The 18,834-nt window shown below is 39.0% G+C and carries 17 protein-coding genes; 11 read left to right on the top strand and 6 right to left on the bottom strand.

Annotated features, from left to right (window positions below; all coding sequences use genetic code 11):
• Positions 1–18: 18 nt before the first annotated feature.
• A complete protein-coding gene (locus tag ACOKFD_RS03995) occupies positions 19–1,554 on the top strand; it encodes a YifB family Mg chelatase-like AAA ATPase (protein ID WP_422860077.1) in 1,536 nt (511 codons plus the stop codon).
• 8 nt (positions 1,555–1,562) lie between these two features.
• Here the strand turns inward: ACOKFD_RS03995 and ACOKFD_RS03990 are convergent, their stop codons facing one another.
• The 3 genes from ACOKFD_RS03990 to ACOKFD_RS03980 form a co-directional block, all read right to left on the bottom strand.
• On the bottom strand, positions 1,563–2,204 hold the full coding sequence (locus ACOKFD_RS03990; RefSeq protein WP_298998993.1) for a GNAT family N-acetyltransferase: 642 nt from the start codon (positions 2,202–2,204) through the stop codon (positions 1,563–1,565).
• Between the two features lie 4 nt (positions 2,205–2,208).
• Positions 2,209–3,078 (bottom strand): 3-keto-5-aminohexanoate cleavage protein, encoded by an 870-nt coding sequence (locus ACOKFD_RS03985; RefSeq protein ID WP_422860076.1) that lies wholly within the window; start codon positions 3,076–3,078, stop codon positions 2,209–2,211.
• Between the two features lie 164 nt (positions 3,079–3,242).
• Complete coding sequence (locus tag ACOKFD_RS03980; protein WP_422860075.1) at positions 3,243–3,686, bottom strand: hypothetical protein; 444 nt, start codon at positions 3,684–3,686, stop codon at positions 3,243–3,245.
• Between the two features lie 178 nt (positions 3,687–3,864).
• Here ACOKFD_RS03980 and ACOKFD_RS03975 point away from each other — a divergent pair, with 178 nt between their 5' ends.
• The 4 genes from ACOKFD_RS03975 to ACOKFD_RS03960 are packed head-to-tail and all read left to right on the top strand — an operon-like array spanning position 3,865 to position 7,368.
• Positions 3,865–5,061, top strand: coding sequence for an Nramp family divalent metal transporter (locus ACOKFD_RS03975; protein WP_422860074.1), 1,197 nt, complete (start codon positions 3,865–3,867; stop codon positions 5,059–5,061).
• Positions 5,062–5,805 carry a 5-oxoprolinase subunit PxpA gene (gene pxpA / locus ACOKFD_RS03970; protein WP_422860073.1) on the top strand — a complete coding sequence of 248 codons (744 nt, stop codon included), beginning with the start codon at positions 5,062–5,064 and terminating at the stop codon, positions 5,803–5,805.
• Positions 5,802–6,536: a 5-oxoprolinase subunit PxpB gene (gene pxpB / locus ACOKFD_RS03965; protein ID WP_422860072.1), complete on the top strand. Its 735-nt coding sequence runs from the start codon at positions 5,802–5,804 to the stop codon at positions 6,534–6,536. The genes pxpA and pxpB overlap by 4 nt, the downstream gene beginning before the upstream one ends.
• Entirely contained in the window at positions 6,529–7,368 is an 840-nt protein-coding gene (locus ACOKFD_RS03960; RefSeq protein ID WP_422860071.1) for a biotin-dependent carboxyltransferase family protein, read from the top strand. The genes pxpB and ACOKFD_RS03960 overlap by 8 nt, the downstream gene beginning before the upstream one ends.
• Positions 7,369–7,373: 5 nt before the next feature.
• Here ACOKFD_RS03960 and ACOKFD_RS03955 read toward each other — a convergent pair whose 3' ends face one another.
• Positions 7,374–8,102, bottom strand: coding sequence for a nitroreductase family protein (locus ACOKFD_RS03955; protein ID WP_422860070.1), 729 nt, complete (start codon positions 8,100–8,102; stop codon positions 7,374–7,376).
• 244 nt (positions 8,103–8,346) lie between these two features.
• Between ACOKFD_RS03955 and ilvD the strand changes: the two genes are divergently transcribed.
• From ilvD to ACOKFD_RS03925, 6 genes are read left to right on the top strand one after another with little or no spacing between them, the layout of a single operon-like run.
• A complete protein-coding gene (ilvD, locus tag ACOKFD_RS03950) occupies positions 8,347–10,023 on the top strand; it encodes a dihydroxy-acid dehydratase (protein WP_422860069.1) in 1,677 nt (558 codons plus the stop codon).
• Between the two features lie 46 nt (positions 10,024–10,069).
• Positions 10,070–11,803 (top strand): biosynthetic-type acetolactate synthase large subunit, encoded by a 1,734-nt coding sequence (ilvB, locus tag ACOKFD_RS03945; protein WP_422860068.1) that lies wholly within the window; start codon positions 10,070–10,072, stop codon positions 11,801–11,803.
• Between the two features lies 1 nt (position 11,804).
• Entirely contained in the window at positions 11,805–12,398 is a 594-nt protein-coding gene (locus tag ACOKFD_RS03940; protein WP_422860067.1) for an O-methyltransferase, read from the top strand.
• The gene (gene ilvN, locus ACOKFD_RS03935; protein WP_298998981.1) at positions 12,388–12,915 is read left to right on the top strand and encodes an acetolactate synthase small subunit; all 528 of its coding nucleotides are present in this window, start codon (positions 12,388–12,390) and stop codon (positions 12,913–12,915) included. The genes ACOKFD_RS03940 and ilvN overlap by 11 nt, the downstream gene beginning before the upstream one ends.
• A 20-nt stretch (positions 12,916–12,935) precedes the next feature.
• Positions 12,936–14,411 (top strand): ketol-acid reductoisomerase, encoded by a 1,476-nt coding sequence (gene ilvC, locus ACOKFD_RS03930; RefSeq protein WP_422860066.1) that lies wholly within the window; start codon positions 12,936–12,938, stop codon positions 14,409–14,411.
• Positions 14,412–14,460: 49 nt separating this feature from the next.
• Entirely contained in the window at positions 14,461–16,035 is a 1,575-nt protein-coding gene (locus tag ACOKFD_RS03925) for an NADP-dependent glyceraldehyde-3-phosphate dehydrogenase (RefSeq protein WP_422860065.1), read from the top strand.
• Between the two features lie 3 nt (positions 16,036–16,038).
• On the opposite strand, the gene ACOKFD_RS03920 is transcribed toward ACOKFD_RS03925, so the two are convergent.
• Both ACOKFD_RS03920 and leuB read right to left on the bottom strand, forming a co-directional pair.
• Positions 16,039–17,592 (bottom strand): hypothetical protein, encoded by a 1,554-nt coding sequence (locus tag ACOKFD_RS03920; protein WP_422860064.1) that lies wholly within the window; start codon positions 17,590–17,592, stop codon positions 16,039–16,041.
• A gap of 162 nt (positions 17,593–17,754) precedes the next feature.
• Complete coding sequence (gene leuB / locus ACOKFD_RS03915; protein ID WP_422860063.1) at positions 17,755–18,813, bottom strand: 3-isopropylmalate dehydrogenase; 1,059 nt, start codon at positions 18,811–18,813, stop codon at positions 17,755–17,757.
• Positions 18,814–18,834: the final 21 nt, after the last annotated feature.

Genomic DNA, 18,834 nt, shown 5'->3' with positions numbered 1-18,834 from the left:
AAACCATAAAGTTAAGTCATGCTGACGAAAATATACGGAAGTGCCGTTTTTGGCATTGAGGCTACAGCAGTGGTTGTGGAAGTCAATATTGATAAAGGTATAGGATATCATTTGGTGGGTCTTCCTGACAATGCTATTAAAGAAAGTCAATATCGAATTGCCTCAGCGCTCAACAATAATGGCTATAAGATTCCCGGGAAACGTATCACAATCAATATGGCTCCCGCAAGCCTGAGAAAGGAGGGTTCGGCTTACGATTTAACGCTTAGTATAGGAATACTTGCTGCTTCCAAACAGATTGAAGGCCCCAATTTGGAAGACTTTATTATAATGGGAGAACTCTCTTTGGACGGAAGTCTACAACCAATAAAGGGAGCATTACCGATTGCTCTAAAAGCAAAAGAAGAAGGATTTAAAGGGTTTATTCTGCCAAAAGCCAATGCGGAAGAAGCCGCTATTGTTCATGGGTTAAATGTATATGCTATGGAAAATATCGCTCAGGTGATTGACTTTTTTAATGAAGGGAATAAAGTTGAACCTACTAAGGTTAAGAATTTCTCCGTATTAGATGAGAAAAAAACATCAACCGACTTTGATTTTTCGGATGTTAAGGGGCAGGAAACAGTAAAAAGATGTATGGAGATTGCCGCTGCAGGAGGACATAATCTTATTCTAATTGGTCCGCCTGGAGCTGGGAAAACCATGTTGGCCAAACGTTTGCCGTCCATTCTTCCTCCAATGACATTGGAAGAGGCTTTGGAAACCACCAAAATCCATAGTGTTGTAGGCAAGATCAAAGACCACGGATTGATGAGACAACGACCTTTTCGCAATCCACATCATACCATAAGCAGTGCCGCCTTGGTGGGAGGTGGAAGTTATCCACAACCAGGCGAGATTTCCCTTTCTCACAATGGGGTTCTCTTTTTAGATGAACTTCCAGAATTTGAGCGTAGAGTGTTGGAAGTAATGCGTCAACCCATGGAAGATAGGGAGGTCACCATAGCCCGCACTCGGTTCGCTGTAACTTATCCATGTAGTTTTATGTTGATTGCAAGCATGAATCCAAGTCCGAGCGGATACTTTAATGACCCCAGCGCTCCAATTACTTCTTCACATGCTGAAATGAAGCGTTATTTGAATAAAATATCCGGACCCTTATTGGACCGCATAGATATCCATATAGAAGTGAGCTCTGTACCTTTTGACAAACTTTCCGAAGCTAGAAAAGGCGAAAGTAGTTGTCAAATTCGGTATCGCGTTATCGAAGCCCGGAAGGTTCAAACCGAACGCTTTTCAGCTCTAGAACACGTTCACTATAATGCACAAATGAACACAAAATTGATTCGTAGATACTGTAATCTAAATGAAGCTTCCTTGAGTTTGTTAAAACAGGCTATGGAGCGCCTCAACTTGTCTGCAAGAGCTTATGATCGTATCTTAAAAGTAGCAAGAACAATCGCAGATTTGCAAGGCGCTATCAATATACGAAAGGAGCATATATCTGAAGCTATCCAATATCGCAGCTTGGATAGAGAGGGATGGTTAGGATAATATTAAACTTAGTACTCTTTAATTTTAAAAGTTTTATGATATTTTTTGAAAAGGATCATATTGAAGAAGAGATACAAGTTTTTTGACTTTAACTTTTGTTTAAATTTTTGAGAAGATTTGTTAAAATAATCAGTGATACTGTAGATTCTTGTAACCCCTTCCTTTTTTAGTATTTCATAGCTCTTATGTCTTAAGTATGGAGCGAGATTTTGCCCTCTAAAATCCTGATAAGTGTACATATTTGAGAGATATACTTCTCCCTCCTCTAGTCGAAAATTTCTTTTTTCATATCCAAAATTCTCGTATTCAATAAACATGAAAGCAGCTACTTGACCGTTCCTGTTCTTTAATCCCACCACCTTCATTCCATTACCATTTCTTTTAATCAGACTATCAGGGTTTAAAAAATGTAAATTTCCAAGACTTTTGATGTCATTGTGAGACAAAAAAATGAAATCATAATCTTCAGTATTACCTTTTATTGTTGGAGGAAGAATAGTTCCTGTTCCTTCTAACACCCAGAAGTATATCCCAATGTCTAATCCAAACTTCACCAAAATGTTTCTTAAGGTTAAGAAAAGCAACCCATGCCTAATTCTTAGGAACAAATGTTGGAACCTATAAAACTTTTTTTCCTCCCTTAATTTCATGTTTTCATTGATTGAAGCGCCCATAAGAATCTTTACCGTTTTCTAAATTCATAATACTTCTAAATTCGGCGGCTGTCATCACTTCGCGTTCATTTGCATTCGCAAGAGTATGTATCCTTTTTATAAAATCAGCGTTTGAGGCAAGTCTTGTTCTTCCATTGTCATACCAGATATTATCTTCGATACCTATTCGAACCCCTCCATCCATGGCAATTGCTATTGAATTCATTTTCAGTTGGGTGTTGCCAATCCCACCTATACTCCAAATTGAATTTTCAGGTAATTCATTGATCATAATACCTGTGTTCAATAAGGTAGCTTGGGCACAAGCTATGTTTCCCAAAATCAAATTGAAATAAAAGGGTGGATTTATCAATCCTTTTTTAAGCAGATATTTTGAATAGTTAATCATGCCTACATCAAAGACCTCTAACTCAGGAACAATACCATTATCTAGCATAGCTTTGGCCAGTTTCTGAATCATTTCTGGCGAGTTTACACTTGCTGAGCTGTTAAAGTTCAATGAGCTAAGGGTAAGACTTCCCATGTCAGGTTTTAATCTCCCCTTCAATAATAGTGGATCTGATCGTTTTTCAAACTCGGAAAAATCCCTTCCACTTAGGGAAACACAAATGACCAAATCTGGATAGTAAGTCCTTATGCCTTCTATTATTTTTCCATACAACTCCTTTTTATAGGTCGGCCTACCATTTTTTTCATCTCTTGCATGGAGATGAACCATTGTGATACCTATATCGGCGGCCTTAAGAACATCATCCACAATTTCTGAAACCGTAATGGGAACGTGTGGAGTCAAATCTTTGGTGGGTATCATCCCTGTTGGCGTGAAATTTATGATAAGTTTTTCTGACATTGCTTTTTGTAATCTAGTTTGACTTTAATATCGGCTCTCAAATTAAGCACAAAACCCTATGACAAGTTTTAGTCTTAGACCAACTCACTGTTTTTCGGATGAACTGTATTTTGAAAGTTACAATTTGACAACAATGGAATTCTCCCTTTCGTGAATGAAGATTTTTATATAACCTTAATATTAGACTTTAAACTAGAAATAATTTCCAGAATGTTCTCTACCGTATCTTCAAGGTAATATTTGACGGTCAAATGCGGAATTCGTATGGTAGTGAACCCATTTTTAAAAGAATGCATGGATTCCTCAAGGTCCTTTAACGCTTGCTCATGGGTTATCAGGTCATATTGGGTGTCAATCTCAATATTAAGTTTTACCCTAGAGAAGGCGATGTCGACGGATTTTTTGCCATCCCACCATTCCAACATAGGTTGGGCTCCTTTTTCCTTTAGGGCATAAAACAGTTGAATGGCCTCAAGTGGCGTGTTATTGTTCAAAATGATTCTCTTAATAAGTTTAAGGTGTTTTTCACAAAGAGAAACACCAATAACATCATATGAAGCTTCATTTTCTTCACGGGTAATCTTAGTACCACATTCCTTACAGGTCATAAGTATTGGTCGGTTAAGTTTAATAATTAGATTTGGGATTATTATAACTCTACCATTTCCATATTCGTATAAAACAAGTACTATGTGGGGGCAATTTTTAGATGAAATGCATTTTTTTGGATGAAATGCAACTTTTAATACAAAAGAGCTTAATTTCAGCGACTATAATGTAGTACAAATGCTAAAAAAAATTGGCCCCGGTATTTTAGTTGCTGCTGCCTTTGTTGGCCCAGGTACTATCACTATTTGTACAATTGCAGGAGTGAAGTTTGGATTTGCCCTTATCTGGGCTTTATTGGTTTCAATAGTTTGTACCATAATTCTACAGGAGATGGCGGGTAGGATAGGGGTTCTAACCCAAAAAGGCCTTGTAGATGTTATTGGGAATCAGTTACCAACAAAGTTGACAAGAAACATTATCCTAGGTGTAGTTCTAGCAGCCATTCTTATTGGCAATGCTGCCTATGAAGCCGGGAACATTGGTGGGGCCACACTTGGTTTGAACGCTATATTTGCGATGCCTGTTGATTTTCCAGTTTACCCGGTCTTAGTCGGCTTTTTGGCATTTGTCATTCTATGGTTTGGAAGCTATAAATCGCTTGAAAAAATATTCATGGGCTTGGTTGGCATGATGGGACTTTGTTTTGTAATCGCTGCCATGATAACCAAGCCTTCACTTATTGAAATAGTAAAGGGAGCGTTTGTTCCTACCTTACCAGAACAGAGCATATTGACCATAGTGGCTCTGGTGGGAACAACAGTTGTTCCCTATAATCTTTTTTTACACGCTTCTTTGGTAAGAGAAAAGTGGGGTTCTGAAAAAGATTTGTCCTTGATGCGTTGGGATACCTTGGTCTCTGTTGGAGTAGGTGGGTTGGTTTCCATAGCAATTATTATTACTGCGGCGGCCGCAGATTTGGATAATGTTATGAATGCAGTGGATATGGCAAAGGCTATGGAACCCCTCTTTGGAAAAATGGCACTTTATTTCATGGGACTGGGACTCTTGTTAGCTGGAATTACTTCTGCGATTACCGCCCCTCTGGCAGCTGCCTACGTGGCAAGTAGTTGTTTTGGTTGGAAGGATGGGATGAAAGATGCTAAGTTTCGATTAATTTGGATTTCAATTCTTTTCTTGGGAGTATTTTTTCTTTCTTTTGACATTAAACCAATACAAGTCATTCAATTTGCTCAAGTGGCCAATGGAGTATTGTTGCCCATAATGGCAATACTTCTTTTATGGATGGTTAACCAGAAGAAAGTAATGGGCAACCATGTGAATAAACCCATTCAAAATGTTGTTGGCGTATTGATTGTACTATTCGCGATATTTTTAGGGGTAAAGAGCATTTTTAAGGTATTGGAGTTTTTTTAGATGAAAAAGTGGTATGTAGATTTAAATTGTGATGTTGGCGAAGGGATAGGAAACGAAGCTCAACTTTTTCCACATATCAGTTCGTGTAATATTGCATGTGGGGGTCATGCGGGTGAAAGCTCATCTATATTTGAAATCATTGGATTAGCAAAAAGACACACCGTTAAAATCGGTGCTCACCCATCATATCCTGATAAGCTTAATTTTGGCAGGAAAGTAATGGATATCTCAAAGGATGCATTAAGAAATAGCCTTTCAGAGCAACTATCCATGTTCGGTAAAATCGCAAAACAGCAAGAAATCCCTGTGAATCATATAAAACCACACGGAGCATTGTACAACCAAATTGCTAAAGATGCAGAACTAGCCAAGTTATTTTTGGAAGTGGTTAACGAATCGGATTTAACAAAGAAGATTTATGCATTGTCTGGTTCCCAAGTCGCTCTTTTGGCAAAAACATTTAAAATAGAGGTATGTTGTGAAGCTTTTGCCGATAGAAATTACAATTCGGATGGGACTTTAGTTCCAAGAACTCATAAAGATGCTCTGATTTCAAAACCGGGAAAGGTACTTCAACATGTTTTACCGATGATACAAAATAGAGAAATAAGAACTTTGTCAGGTGAAACCTTGAGAATCCAGGTGGATACGATTTGTGTTCATGGAGATACCCCCTCAGCATTACAAATATTACAGTATCTTTCAAAAGAATTGCCAAAGCACAATATAGTTTTAAGCAAGTGAAAGAAGTCCCCCTAACCATAAGACCCTTTGGAGAGAAAGCTCTTTTGATTGAATGGCCCAATGAAGTAAAGGAATCCATTTTGAATGATATTCTTGCGTTTGTTAGCTCTTTTACCAACAAATATCAGCGCGAATGGGAGTTGGTTCCGGCGTATAATTCCGTAACCATGATTTCGTTGTCGGGCGCAAAACTTGATTTTGATACTGCAAAAGCTCGAGTTTTGGAGGTTTATGAGAAAAATACCAGGTCTGTTCAAAATGAACGTTTTCTATGGAAACTGCCCGTGTGCTATGAATCTGATTTTGGGATTGATATTCAGGAAACTGCCAAATCTCTAGATTTAACTAAGGAAGAACTGATAAAACAGCATACTTCACACGAGTATACTGTTTTCGGAATAGGATTCTTACCTGGATTTATGTATCTGGGTGGGTTACCAAAATCTTTGCAATTGCCCAGACGCAAAACACCTAGACTTCATGTAGAAAAGGGTTCGGTGGGCCTTGCAGGAAAACAGACAGGAATATATCCACAAGACTCTCCAGGAGGATGGAACATAATAGGGAATTGTCCGGTACCGGTTTTTGATGCTTCCCATGAGAAGCCTTGCTTTGTAAAAGCAGGCGATAAAATTCAATTTCAATCCATTTCCAAAGCAGAGTATGATTTGCGTAAAATTGAAGGCGAAATAGGAATTTATAATCTTGAAAAGATACCTTTAGATGCTTAAATTCTTAAAATCTGGATTTTATACAACGCTACAGGATTTTGGTAGGTTTGGGTATCGCAATATAGGAGTTCCCGTTTCTGGGGTTTTGGATGAGGTTTCTGTAAAAAAGGCGAATGTATTATTGGAAAACAAGCAAGAAGATGCTGTTTTGGAAATTACCATGACCGGGCCAACCCTATTGTTTGAATCGCCTACTTATATATGTCTTTCAGGGGCTCGCATGTCGCCTACGCTAAACAATAACCCCATTGATAATTACCGAGTAATCAAGGTAGAAGCAGGCGACATTCTTTCTTATGGAAAGTTGGAAAACGGTTTTAGAACGTATTTGGCCATAAAAAATGGATTTCAAGGAGGTAAGGTGCTAGGAAGTTACTCTCAATACCATCCAGTAACATCAACAAAATGCTTCAAAGATTCTGATGAAATTCCATACGAACCTGTAACGCAGTATGAGCCGGCAATTTCGGAGTTGAAACTCGAAAATCATTTAGAACAGCAGTATATTGAAGTTTTCAAAGGACCAGAGTTCTCAATATTGACAGATGCTCATTTGGAACCACTTTTTTCAAAAGACTTTACTGTTTCAAAAGAGAATAATAGAATGGCATATCAACTTACCGAAGAAATAGGAACACATTCCCATTCTATTTTAACATCGGGAACATTACCAGGCACTGTACAGTTGACTCCTACAGGAAGATTGATCATCTTAATGAAAGACGGACAAACTACGGGAGGTTACCCAAGGGTGCTACAATTATCTGATAAATCTATAAGTGTATTGGCGCAAAAAAAATTCGGAGATATTATTTCATTTAAACTTCTGTAAAGTTTTTAAACCTTTTGGTATATTTCCTTAAAAGGTATGCGAAAACGTTTGCCATAAACACCATTTTCCGCTCTGATTCCACATCCAATAACCATATTGATTTCAGCACCTGGCGGAAGATTCAAAATACGCTTTACCCTTAGGGTGTCACTTCCTTCCATAGGACAGGTATCATATCCTATTGCTGCCATGCTTATCATAAAATTTTGAGCAGCTAAACCGGCACTCTTATGAGCTACTATGCGCATATCGGACCGTCTTACTTGACGATAAACTGGTTTGAACAACCCGATTACACTAAATATGAGATATTTTATCCAGCCTAGAATCCCTAAAACATCAAAATACACCGTAGGTATGAGTTTCTTATAATAATTAAGCGCAAATTTCTCCCTTCGGCTGTATTCCTTTTCAGGTTTGTGTCCGTAAGTGTTCTCTAAAAAAGCAACATTGGACTTGGCCCGTTTTCTCCATAAGTCTTTTCTACTGACCACCACTATCATTTGCTTGGCGGTTTTTGCAGCGTTTTGACCCAGGCAGGCTTCAGTTAGTTTTTTCAGTTTGTCTTTCTCAATAACATGATAAAATTCCCAGAGCTGGAGATTACTGCTTGTTGGTGCCAATACGGCATTTTCAATACATTTTTGAACTTTCTCGGTGTCCAATTCCACATCATCCCTAAAAACGCGAACAGACCTCCTGTGGGCAATAGCTTCACTTACGGTTTTTTCCATGTTTAAAAATAACCAAAATGAGAGAACCTAAAAGTCTTTTTTGAGGGCAAAAAAAACTTACAAATAGAGTTGAATATGATATTTTATTTCAACTTAAGATTTTGATTATCAATAAAATAAAAGCTTTCTCTATCAAATGGCTTTGAAGGTGTGAATTATGTTAAAAAACTGGGGTATGCGAAAGGTATATCTTTGAATCTTAGAATAATTTCAGATAAAATACATATTTCAAAGAAATCTGTTAATGGAATTGAATAAGTATAGTAAAAATGTTACCCAAGACCCTACACAACCTGCGGCGCAGGCTATGTTGCATGCTATTGGGTTGACTGAGGATGATTTGAAAAAGCCTTTGGTGGGAATAGGAAGTACAGGGTATGAAGGCAATCCCTGTAACATGCACCTTAACGATTTGTCTACCTATGTAAAAAAGGGAACCCAAGAAGTGGATTTGGTAGGGCTAATATTTAATACCATTGGGGTCAGTGATGGTATTTCCATGGGTACGTACGGTATGCGCTATTCCCTTCCTTCTCGAGATATTATTGCAGATTCCATGGAAACGGTGGTACAAGCCATGAACTATGATGGTTTAGTAACCGTTGTAGGATGCGACAAGAATATGCCAGGTGCCCTTATGGCAATGATTCGATTGGATAGACCATCGGTAATGGTATATGGAGGTACCATAGCCCCCGGTTGCCTAAATAATAAAAAATTGGATGTGGTATCCGCTTTTGAAGCTTGGGGTGAAAAGGTTGCTGGTACTATGAACGAGCAAGAATACAAGAGCGTAATTCAAAATGCGTGCCCTGGAGCTGGCGCTTGCGGTGGAATGTACACGGCGAATACCATGGCCTCGGCAATTGAAGCGCTTGGAATGTCTTTGCCATATAGCTCATCCAATCCCGCTGTTGGAGATAAGAAGACAGGAGATGCAATAGCTGCTGGAAAAGCATTAAAGCATCTACTGGAAAAGGATATAAAGCCCAGCGATATCATCACAAAAAAATCTTTGGAAAATGCCGTTAGGTTGATTGTAGTTTTAGGAGGTTCTACAAATGCTGTACTACACTTTTTAGCTATTGCCAAGGCCGCGGATATTGAATTCGGACTTGATGATTTTCAACGCATAAGTGATACTACCCCCTTTTTAGCAGATTTAAAACCTAGTGGTAGATTCCTAATGGAAGACCTTCATAATGTAGGAGGTATACCAGCTGTAATGAAGTTTATGTTGAAGCATAAAATGCTGCATGGTGACTGTTTAACCGTTACAGGTAAGACCATCGCCGAAAACTTGAAAGATCTACCTGACTTGTTTGAAGGGCAGGAGGTTGTAAAAGATATTGACAAGCCGATAAAAGAAACGGGGCACCTAAGAATTCTTTATGGAAATCTCGCAAAAGAGGGTGCCGTAGCAAAAATAACAGGTAAAGAAGGGTTACATTTTTCAGGACCGGCCAAAGTATTTGATGGGGAGTTTGAGGCAAATGATGGGATACGCAATGGAAAGGTCAAAAAAGGAGATGTTGTTGTAATTAGATATGAGGGCCCAAAAGGAGGGCCTGGAATGCCTGAAATGTTAAAACCAACCGCTGCTATTATGGGAGCAGGTTTGGGTAAGGATGTTGCATTGATTACCGATGGACGGTTTTCTGGGGGAACCCATGGATTTGTGGTTGGACATATAGCTCCAGAAGCACAAGATGGGGGTGTTATTGCCCTTGTTGAAGAAGGAGATGTAATTACCATTGATGCAGAAAAGAATAGCATGTCAGTTTCAATTTCTGATGAAGAATTGGAAAAAAGACGCAAAAAATGGACGCAACCTCCATTAAAGGTGAATAAAGGAAGTTTATATAAATACGCAAAAATTGTATCATCAGCCTCTGAAGGTTGCGTTACGGATATGATTTAAGTATTCTGTGAAAGGAAAGTACACCAGAATCTAAAAGGAAAGGATTATGGAAACATTGAACATACAAAAAAAAGATTCCGAAACGAAAAAGGCTATACGTATAACTGGCGCTGAGGCCATTATTCATTGTTTACTTGAAGAAGGAGTAGATTTAATCTACGGATATCCTGGAGGCGCAATAATGCCTGTCTATGATGAATTATACAAGTTTCAAGATAAATTGACCCATATACTTACAAGACATGAGCAAGGTGCAACACATGCTGCCCAAGGATATGCAAGAGTAAGTGGAAAAGTGGGAGTGGCCATGGCAACCTCGGGACCTGGCGCCACAAATTTGGTTACAGGACTGGCCGATGCTCAAATAGATTCAACTCCAATGGTCTGTATTACAGGACAGGTACCTCGTCATTTATTGGGTTCTGATGCTTTTCAGGAAACAGATATTGTAGGTATTTCTACTCCAGTGACCAAATGGAATTATCAAATTACTAAAGCTTCTGAGATTCCTGAAATCTTTGCCAAAGCATTTTATATCGCAAAATCTGGAAGACCGGGACCGGTTCTAATAGATATCACTAAGAATGCTCAATTTGATGAGTTGGATTTCGTTTATGAAAAATGCACTGGAGTAAGAAGTTATCAGGCCGTAGCAGAACCAAATTTGGAGGCAATACAATCAGCAGCGAAACTTATAAATAACGCTAAAAAACCCTATATCATTTGGGGGCAGGGTATAATTTTAGGTGAAGCCGAAGAAGAGCTAAAAGCATTTGTAGAAAAATCAGGAATCCCTGCTGCGTGGACTATAATGGGAGAATCAGCAATTCCAACGGACCACCCATTGAATGTTGGAATGGTAGGTATGCATGGAAACTATGGTCCAAACGTACTTACCAATGAGTGCGATGTGTTGATTGCCATAGGTATGCGTTTTGATGATAGGGTAACAGGAAATCTTGAAACCTATGCCAAGCAAGCAAAGGTTATTCATTTTGAGATTGATCCTGCAGAAATCAACAAAAATGTAAAGGCAGATGTTGCCGTGCTGGGCGATGCAAAGCAGACTTTGAATTTGTTGTTGCCGCTCATCAATGAAAATGAACATAAAGAATGGCAATCTGAGTTCGATAAAAAGTACGAAGAGGAATATCAAGCGGTCATTCAAAAAGACTTAGAACCTACCAAACCCGGCCTAACCATGGGTGAGGTAATTGAACAGATAAACAAAGCTTCAAATAACGATGCAGTTATAGTTACAGATGTAGGACAACATCAGATGATAGCTTGCCGTTATGCGAAGTTTTCTCAAAGCAAGAGTAATATTACTTCTGGCGGTTTGGGAACAATGGGCTTTGCGCTTCCTGCTGCTATTGGAGCAAAACAAGGTGCACCTGAGCGTGAAGTGGTAGCTATCATTGGTGATGGAGGCTATCAAATGACCATTCAAGAACTTGGGGTGATTTTCCAACATAATATACCAGTTAAAATCGTTGTCCTCAACAATGACCACTTAGGCATGGTGCGCCAATGGCAAGAGTTATTCTTTGAAAGCCGATACGCTTCAACCGTTATGACCAATCCGGATTTTGTCAAAATTGCAGAAGGATATCACATTAAAGCAAGAAGAGTAACGGAAAGAGCTGACTTGGAATCGGCAGTCAATGAAATGATTACTTCCAAAGATCCTTATTTCTTGGAGGTTAGGGTAGAGAAAGAGGACAATGTGTTTCCCATGATTCCTTCAGGAGCATCAGTTTCCGATATTAGATTGAAATAGTATGAGTATATCGGAAATGACAAGAAGACCTGTGGTTTATCCGGAGCTGCTTAAAATGACTGAAGAGGTTGGTTTCACTATGCCTTCAGACGTTTCCATAGGAAACTTACTTCAAACTTTGATAACTTCTAAACCAAATGGTATTTTTTTAGAACTTGGCACGGGCACAGGACTTTCTTTGGCTTGGATGCTTGAAGGGATGCAATTGGAATCTAAAGTGACAAGTTTGGATAATGACGAACGCTTGATTCAACTTGTAGAAAATGCTTTTGAAAATGAATCCAAGCTTAAGCTTTTGTGTGTAGATGGTGGTGAGTGGATTTCTGAGTACAAGGGCGAAGGATTCGATTTGATTTTTGCGGATACTTGGGCCGGGAAATATACGCATTTGGAAAAAACGCTAAGCATGGTCAAAAGTGGGGGGTATTATGTGATTGACGATATGAATCCGCAACCCAACTGGCCAGACGGTCATGAAGAGAAGGCAAAACAGCTAGTTGAAACTCTAGAAAAGAGAGAGGATTTTACAATTACAAAGTTGGATTGGTCAACAGGAATAATCATTGCAGTAAAAAAGAGCAATTATGGAAAGTAAGTGGTATACCATATCTGTGTACTCCGAAAACAATGTGGGCTTACTTAATAGAATATCAGGAATATTCTTAAAGCGTCACATTAATATAGAGAGTTTAAATGTTTCAAAATCAGAAATTGAAAATGTTTCAAAGTTTACAATAGTTGTCTTCACCACAGAAGATTGGACCCGTAAAATAGTGGGCCAAATAGAAAAGCAGATTGAGGTGATTAAGGCGTATTACCATACAGATGATGAAACGATTTATCAGGAATCCGCTTTGTTCAAAATAGCTTCCCATTTATTGTTTGACGAAAGGCAAATCCAAAACATAATCAAAGAAAGCAATTCCCAGATTGTTACGGTTTCACGGGATTTCTTTGTACTCGCCAAAACAGGTAGAAGGCATGAAATAGACGAAATGCATGATGCCTTGGAGCCTTATGGTATTATGCAATTTGTGCGTTCAGGGCGTATAACTGTAACTAAGGCAAGTATGCCGATTACCGAAATACTTGCAGAATTTCAAAATAAATAAGCACTAAATAAAAACTGAAAATGGCAAATTACTTTAACACCCTATCATTACGAGACCAATTAACCCAATTGGGTAAATGTAGGTTTATGGAATCTCATGAATTTGGTGATGGTGTAACAGCTTTAAAAGATAAAAAGATAGTAATTATAGGATGTGGGGCCCAAGGCTTGAATCAGGGATTGAATATGAGGGATTCAGGTTTGGACATCTCCTATGCACTTCGCGAAGCCTCAATAAAAGAACAAAGGCAGTCTTATAAGAATGCTACCGAAAACAATTTTACGGCAGGCACTTATGAAGAACTGATTCCTACAGCCGATATGGTGATTAATTTGACTCCGGACAAACAACATACCAATGTTGTGGGTACGGTAATGCCTTTAATGAAGCAAGGAGCTACATTGTCCTACTCACACGGGTTTAACATAGTTGAAGAGGGGATGCAAATACGAAAGGACCTCACCGTTATCATGGTAGCACCTAAAAGTCCCGGTTCTGAGGTGAGGGAGGAGTATAAACGTGGATTTGGAGTACCTACATTGATAGCGGTGCACCCTGAAAACGACCCCGAAGGAAAGGGATTGGAACAAGCCAAAGCTTATGCTGCCGCGACTGGCGGCCATAGGGCTGGAGTACTTGAATCTTCATTTGTGGCCGAAGTAAAATCAGATTTAATGGGGGAACAGACCATTTTATGTGGACTATTGCAGACCGGTTCCATACTTTCTTTCAATAAAATGATTGAAAAGGGAATTGATGCCGGTTACGCCTCTAAACTTATTCAATTTGGTTGGGAGACCATCACTGAAGGCCTCAAACAGGGAGGTATTACGAATATGATGGACCGTTTATCCAACCCGGCGAAGATTAAGGCCTTTGATTTGGCCGAAGAGCTCAAAGTAATCATGAGACCCTTGTTTCAAAAGCACATGGATGATATCATGAGCGGTCATTTTTCTAAAACCATGATGGAAGATTGGGACAATGGAGACAAGAATCTTTTGGATTGGCGTGCTGCTACCGGCGAAACCGCTTTTGAAAAGACTCCTGCAGGGAGTGACGATATTTCGGAACAGGAATACTACGACCATGGCGTATTAATGGTGGCTTTTGTAAAATCTGGAGTAGAATTGGCTTTTGAAACCATGACGGAATCTGGGATAATTGATGAATCGGCCTATTACGAGTCATTACACGAAACCCCATTGATAGCAAACACCATTGCCAGAAAGAAATTGTTTGAAATGAACCGGGTGATTTCTGACACAGCTGAATATGGATGTTATTTGTTTGATCATGCATGTAAACCTTTATTGGAGGACTTTATGAAAACCGTTGAGACCGATATTATTGGTAAGGCTTATGGGGAAGACACAGATAATGGTGTGGATAATATGAAATTAATTGCTGTAAACAAGGCTATCCGAGAGCATCCGGTTGAAGTAATTGGGGAACAGCTCCGTGCTTCTATGACTGCTATGAAACCTATCGGGTAATAACTTTTTTACATTTGATACGTATCTTCACTCAACTAACTACGAACTTATGATACCAGAGCAGTTTCAAATTACTGAGGAAATCCACCAGACCAAATATTTGGTAAGTGGGGAACTAAAAGATTGGAAGGGAAAGACTTCACCGGTCGTATCTACTATCTCATCAACCAAGGAGTATGCCCCAACACCTCTAGGTAGTATCCCTGATATGGGAGAAGCTGAGGCTTTGGAGGCTTTGGAAGCTGCGTTGGCCGCTTATAATAAAGGTCAAGGTGTTTGGCCAACCATGAAGGTAAAGGACCGCATTGAATGCATGGAAACTTTTGTCAAGAAGATGGAAGAAAAGCGCGAGGAGGTTGTGAAGTTGTTGATGTGGGAAATAGGCAAGAACCAACCCGATTCCTATAAAGAGTTTGACCGTACCGTTGAGTATATTTATGACACTATTGAAGAGTACAAGCAACTTGATAGAAATTCTGCCAAGTTTTCCAAACATGATGGTGTTTATGCGCATATTCGAAGGGGCCCCTTAGGTGTTGTCCTTTGTCTGGGGCCATACAACTATCCTTTGAACGAAACCTTTGCATTGCTTATTCCGGCAATCATCATGGGTAACACCACGGTTTTTAAACCGGCCAAGCATGGCGTATTGCTCATAACCCCATTGCTAGAAGCTTTTCAAACGAGTTTTCCTAAAGGAGTGGTGAATATTCTTTTTGGTAGGGGAAGGGCCGTTGCGGCACCCATTATGCAAACCGGAAAGGTGGATGTTCTGGCATTGATAGGCAATAGCAAATCTGCTAACGCTTTACAAGAGCAGCATCCAAAAAGCAATCGGCTTCGTTTGGTTTTGGGACTCGAAGCCAAAAATCCAGCTATAGTGTTGCCTGATGCTGATTTGGATCTTACTATCAACGAATGTATAGCTGGGACGCTTTCCTTTAATGGGCAGCGCTGTACAGCTTTAAAAGTAGTTTATGTACATGAAGATATCAAGGAAGAGTTTTTAAAACGGTTTTCGGAAAAAGTAGATGCTTTGAAATTTGGCAATCCGTGGGATAAGGATGTAAAATTGACCCCATTACCAGAACCAGGTAAACCAGCTTATATTCAAGAGCTTTTAGACGATGCTAAAGCAAAGGGAGCCAAAATTCAAAACAAAAAAGGAGGAAAACACAAGGACAACTATATCTGGCCTGCAGTATTATACCCGGTAAGCAAAGACATGAGGGTATATGAAGAAGAACAATTTGGCCCTATTATTCCAGTCCTGTCTTTTAAAGATATTGAAGAGCCGTTGGATGATATGGCAGAATCCAATTATGGACAACAAGTAAGCCTTTTTGGGAAAGATGTGTATACTCTATCTCCATTAATTGATACTTTGGCCAATTTAGTGTGTCGTGTGAACCTGAACAGCTCATGTCAGCGCGGTCCTGATGTCTATCCGTTCACTGGACGCAAAGATTCTGCTCAGGCCACGTTAAGCGTACATGACGCGCTTCGTTCGTTTTCTATACGAACATTTGTTGCCTTTAAGGATAATGAGCTTAACAACGAAACTGTTGAGCAGCTTTTGGAGGCTAAGGTTAGTAATTTTTTGAGTACGGATTATATCTTATAGCCATTATTGTATTTGAGCAAGATCTCCATGGCGCTCTTTTGTTGAAATAGCTTCAGATAAGCCAGAAAGGTAATAATTGAATCCGCCTTGAAATAATGTTTTCTTTTCCAATGTTTCAAATTCAGGAATTTGATGTATACATTTTTTTGCGTCCTCAATATTGCCTAAAAAAAGATTACCCAAGGATAGATTTGCATGTAGCAATTTTCTAATTTCTGGGTCAGTCGTTCTTTCTAATTTATCCAGCCAATAGTCAATAGCAGTCTCAATTTCAGGTCTTATGTCTTTTATGGTTTTTCTTTTCTTTTTGCTCAACGCAGAAAGAGCGTTAATGGCTTTTTTTGTTGACTCACTGGCATCATTCAAAGCCTCATGCCCTTTGTTTTTTATGCCAAATGTAGCAGCATAAACGGATTTCTTTTGCACCATAAAATGCTCACGAAGTATTTCACCACTTTTTATATAGAAATACCTTAGAACATCTGACTCATACTTTGCTAACTTCTTGTTTAATAATTTTCGTTTTTTTTCAGGCTTTTTCTTCAAGTTGTACTTCATCTTAAAAACTGGGTTTAGCATAAAATGACGAATAGGGAGAAGAGTGGATTTGTTCTCTTCATCCACATAAAATACAATGGGGATGTCGAGTAGAATATCCCCATTTCTGTTGGATACAGTAAGTCTAGCAGAAGCAATCACTTCACATATTGCACTTTCCATATCTGAAAAATCAACATCCATTTGGACATTTTCAATCTTATATTCCTCTGTTTTTAAAGTGATATTTACATCTGGGTCACTTGAATTTTTGCGATAGGGGTATTTGTTAAAGGCCATGTGTCTATCTGCCCATACATTCAACGTATCTGATATGGCCTCTTTGTACAGTCTTTCTTTTTCAAAAGAATCCTTTGTGGAAACTTGAGCGCTCCAAGAGACTTCATCCCACCAGTCCATTGGACTTAGATGGGAATCTATAAGAATATTGTATGATGTAATGTCTTGCTCAAGGGGGTTTTTTGGTGCAATCGTATAGGACCAAGCTACTGGATTTTTAATAGGTTTTATCTTTTTTTGAGCACTGACTCCAAAAGATACAATCATAAAAAGGATGCAAATCTTTAGAAACCTGACAGTAGAACATTTGTTTTTATGGGTTATGGGTTTTTGAAGATTTCTTAAATGAGTATCTAAATAATTCTGAAGGCCATCCAAGGAGCTTTCATCCAATTTATATTTTGGGATTTCCAATGAGTGCGAAGAACTGCATAAAAAAATGCTATCTCTTGTTTTGTACCACAGATCAACATCAGCGATGTTTAAAGAGCGCTTGAACGGAGGTGATTTTTGAAAAACACCATTTTCAATAATGGCATAAGGGATAAAGATCTTATATAGTAGGTTAATAAAGTAAAGTAATGCCATTATGAAGGCAAAAACTATAAAGTCATAATTATCAGTGGGGGATGTGTTTTGTTGAATCACTCCCAAAACAATCCAAGATAAACCAAAGAATAGATTTAAGAGCAACCTTTTCCTGCAGTATTTGATTTTCATAACATTGTAATTTCAATACAACGTTACATACTCTAGTTGGGTGTTTTTGCTGATAATTGATGGTTGCAGGATATGATTTGATGGATTGTACAAACTCTTTTATAATTACGAGTTTGTCCAAACACATTCCATCAAAAACTAGAATCTACTTGGGAACAAAGATTAAAGATTTGCTGCTAACCAATCTCCAACCTCTGAGGTTTTGAAGGCTTTGCCACCTTCTGCCAAATCTTCGGTAACAATTCCCTCAGAAAGTGATTTGTTGACAACATCTCGAATGGCTTCCGCCTCCTTTTGCAATCCAAATGCAGTTTCAAACATCATGGCTGCTGATAGTACTGTGGCCAGAGGGTTGGCAATGTCTTTTCCTGCAGCCTGAGGATAAGAACCATGTATAGGTTCAAAAAGAGATGTTTTTTCGCCCAAAGAAGCTGATGGCATCAAACCCATGGAGCCTGAGATTACCGAGGCTTCGTCTGTAAGCACATCTCCAAAAAGATTCTCTGTGATAAGCACATCATATGAATTTGGCCATTGAATGAGACGCATCGCAACCGCATCCACAAACTCATAGGAAACCTCTACTTCTGGATAGTCTTTTTCTAAAGCTTGAACGGTTTCTCGCCATAAACGGGAAGTTTCCAGAACATTGGCTTTGTCTACACAACATAACTTTTTGGAACGTTTCATGGCCATTTCAAATCCTTTTTTGGCCAAACGCTGAACTTCTGCCCGGGTGTAGGTACAGGTATCATAAGCAGTGTTTCCATCGTCTTCTCTACCTCGTTTTCCAAAGTAGATTCCACCTGTCAATTCACGTAGAAACACTAAATCTGTTCCTTCAATACGGTCCTTTTTTAAAGGTGATTTATCAATAAGTGAGGGAAATGTAAACGTAGGTCTTACGTTGGCAAACAATCCCAACTTTTGACGCATTTTCAACAAACCTTGTTCAGGTCTTACTTTGGCGGAAGGATCATTATCAAAACGGGGATGACCTATGGCTCCAAATAAAACGGCATCTGCAGTCTCACAAATTTCATGGGTTTCATCCGGATAGGGATTCCCTACGGCATCTATTGCAGCAGCCCCAGTTAGCGCTGGTGTCCAATTGATTTCATGTCCAAATTTCTCTGCAATGGCATCGGATACTTTTACAGCTTGGTCTATTACTTCTGGACCTATTCCATCTCCAGCTAAAAGGGCTATGTTGAATTTCATTTGGTTGAGTTATTAGTATAC

The sequence above is a fragment of the Flagellimonas ulvae genome (assembly GCF_049333175.1).
GTDB lineage: Bacteria > Bacteroidota > Bacteroidia > Flavobacteriales > Flavobacteriaceae > Flagellimonas.
Note: the sequence above shows the minus strand (reverse complement) of the source record. Positions and strands in the feature narration are given on the sequence as shown.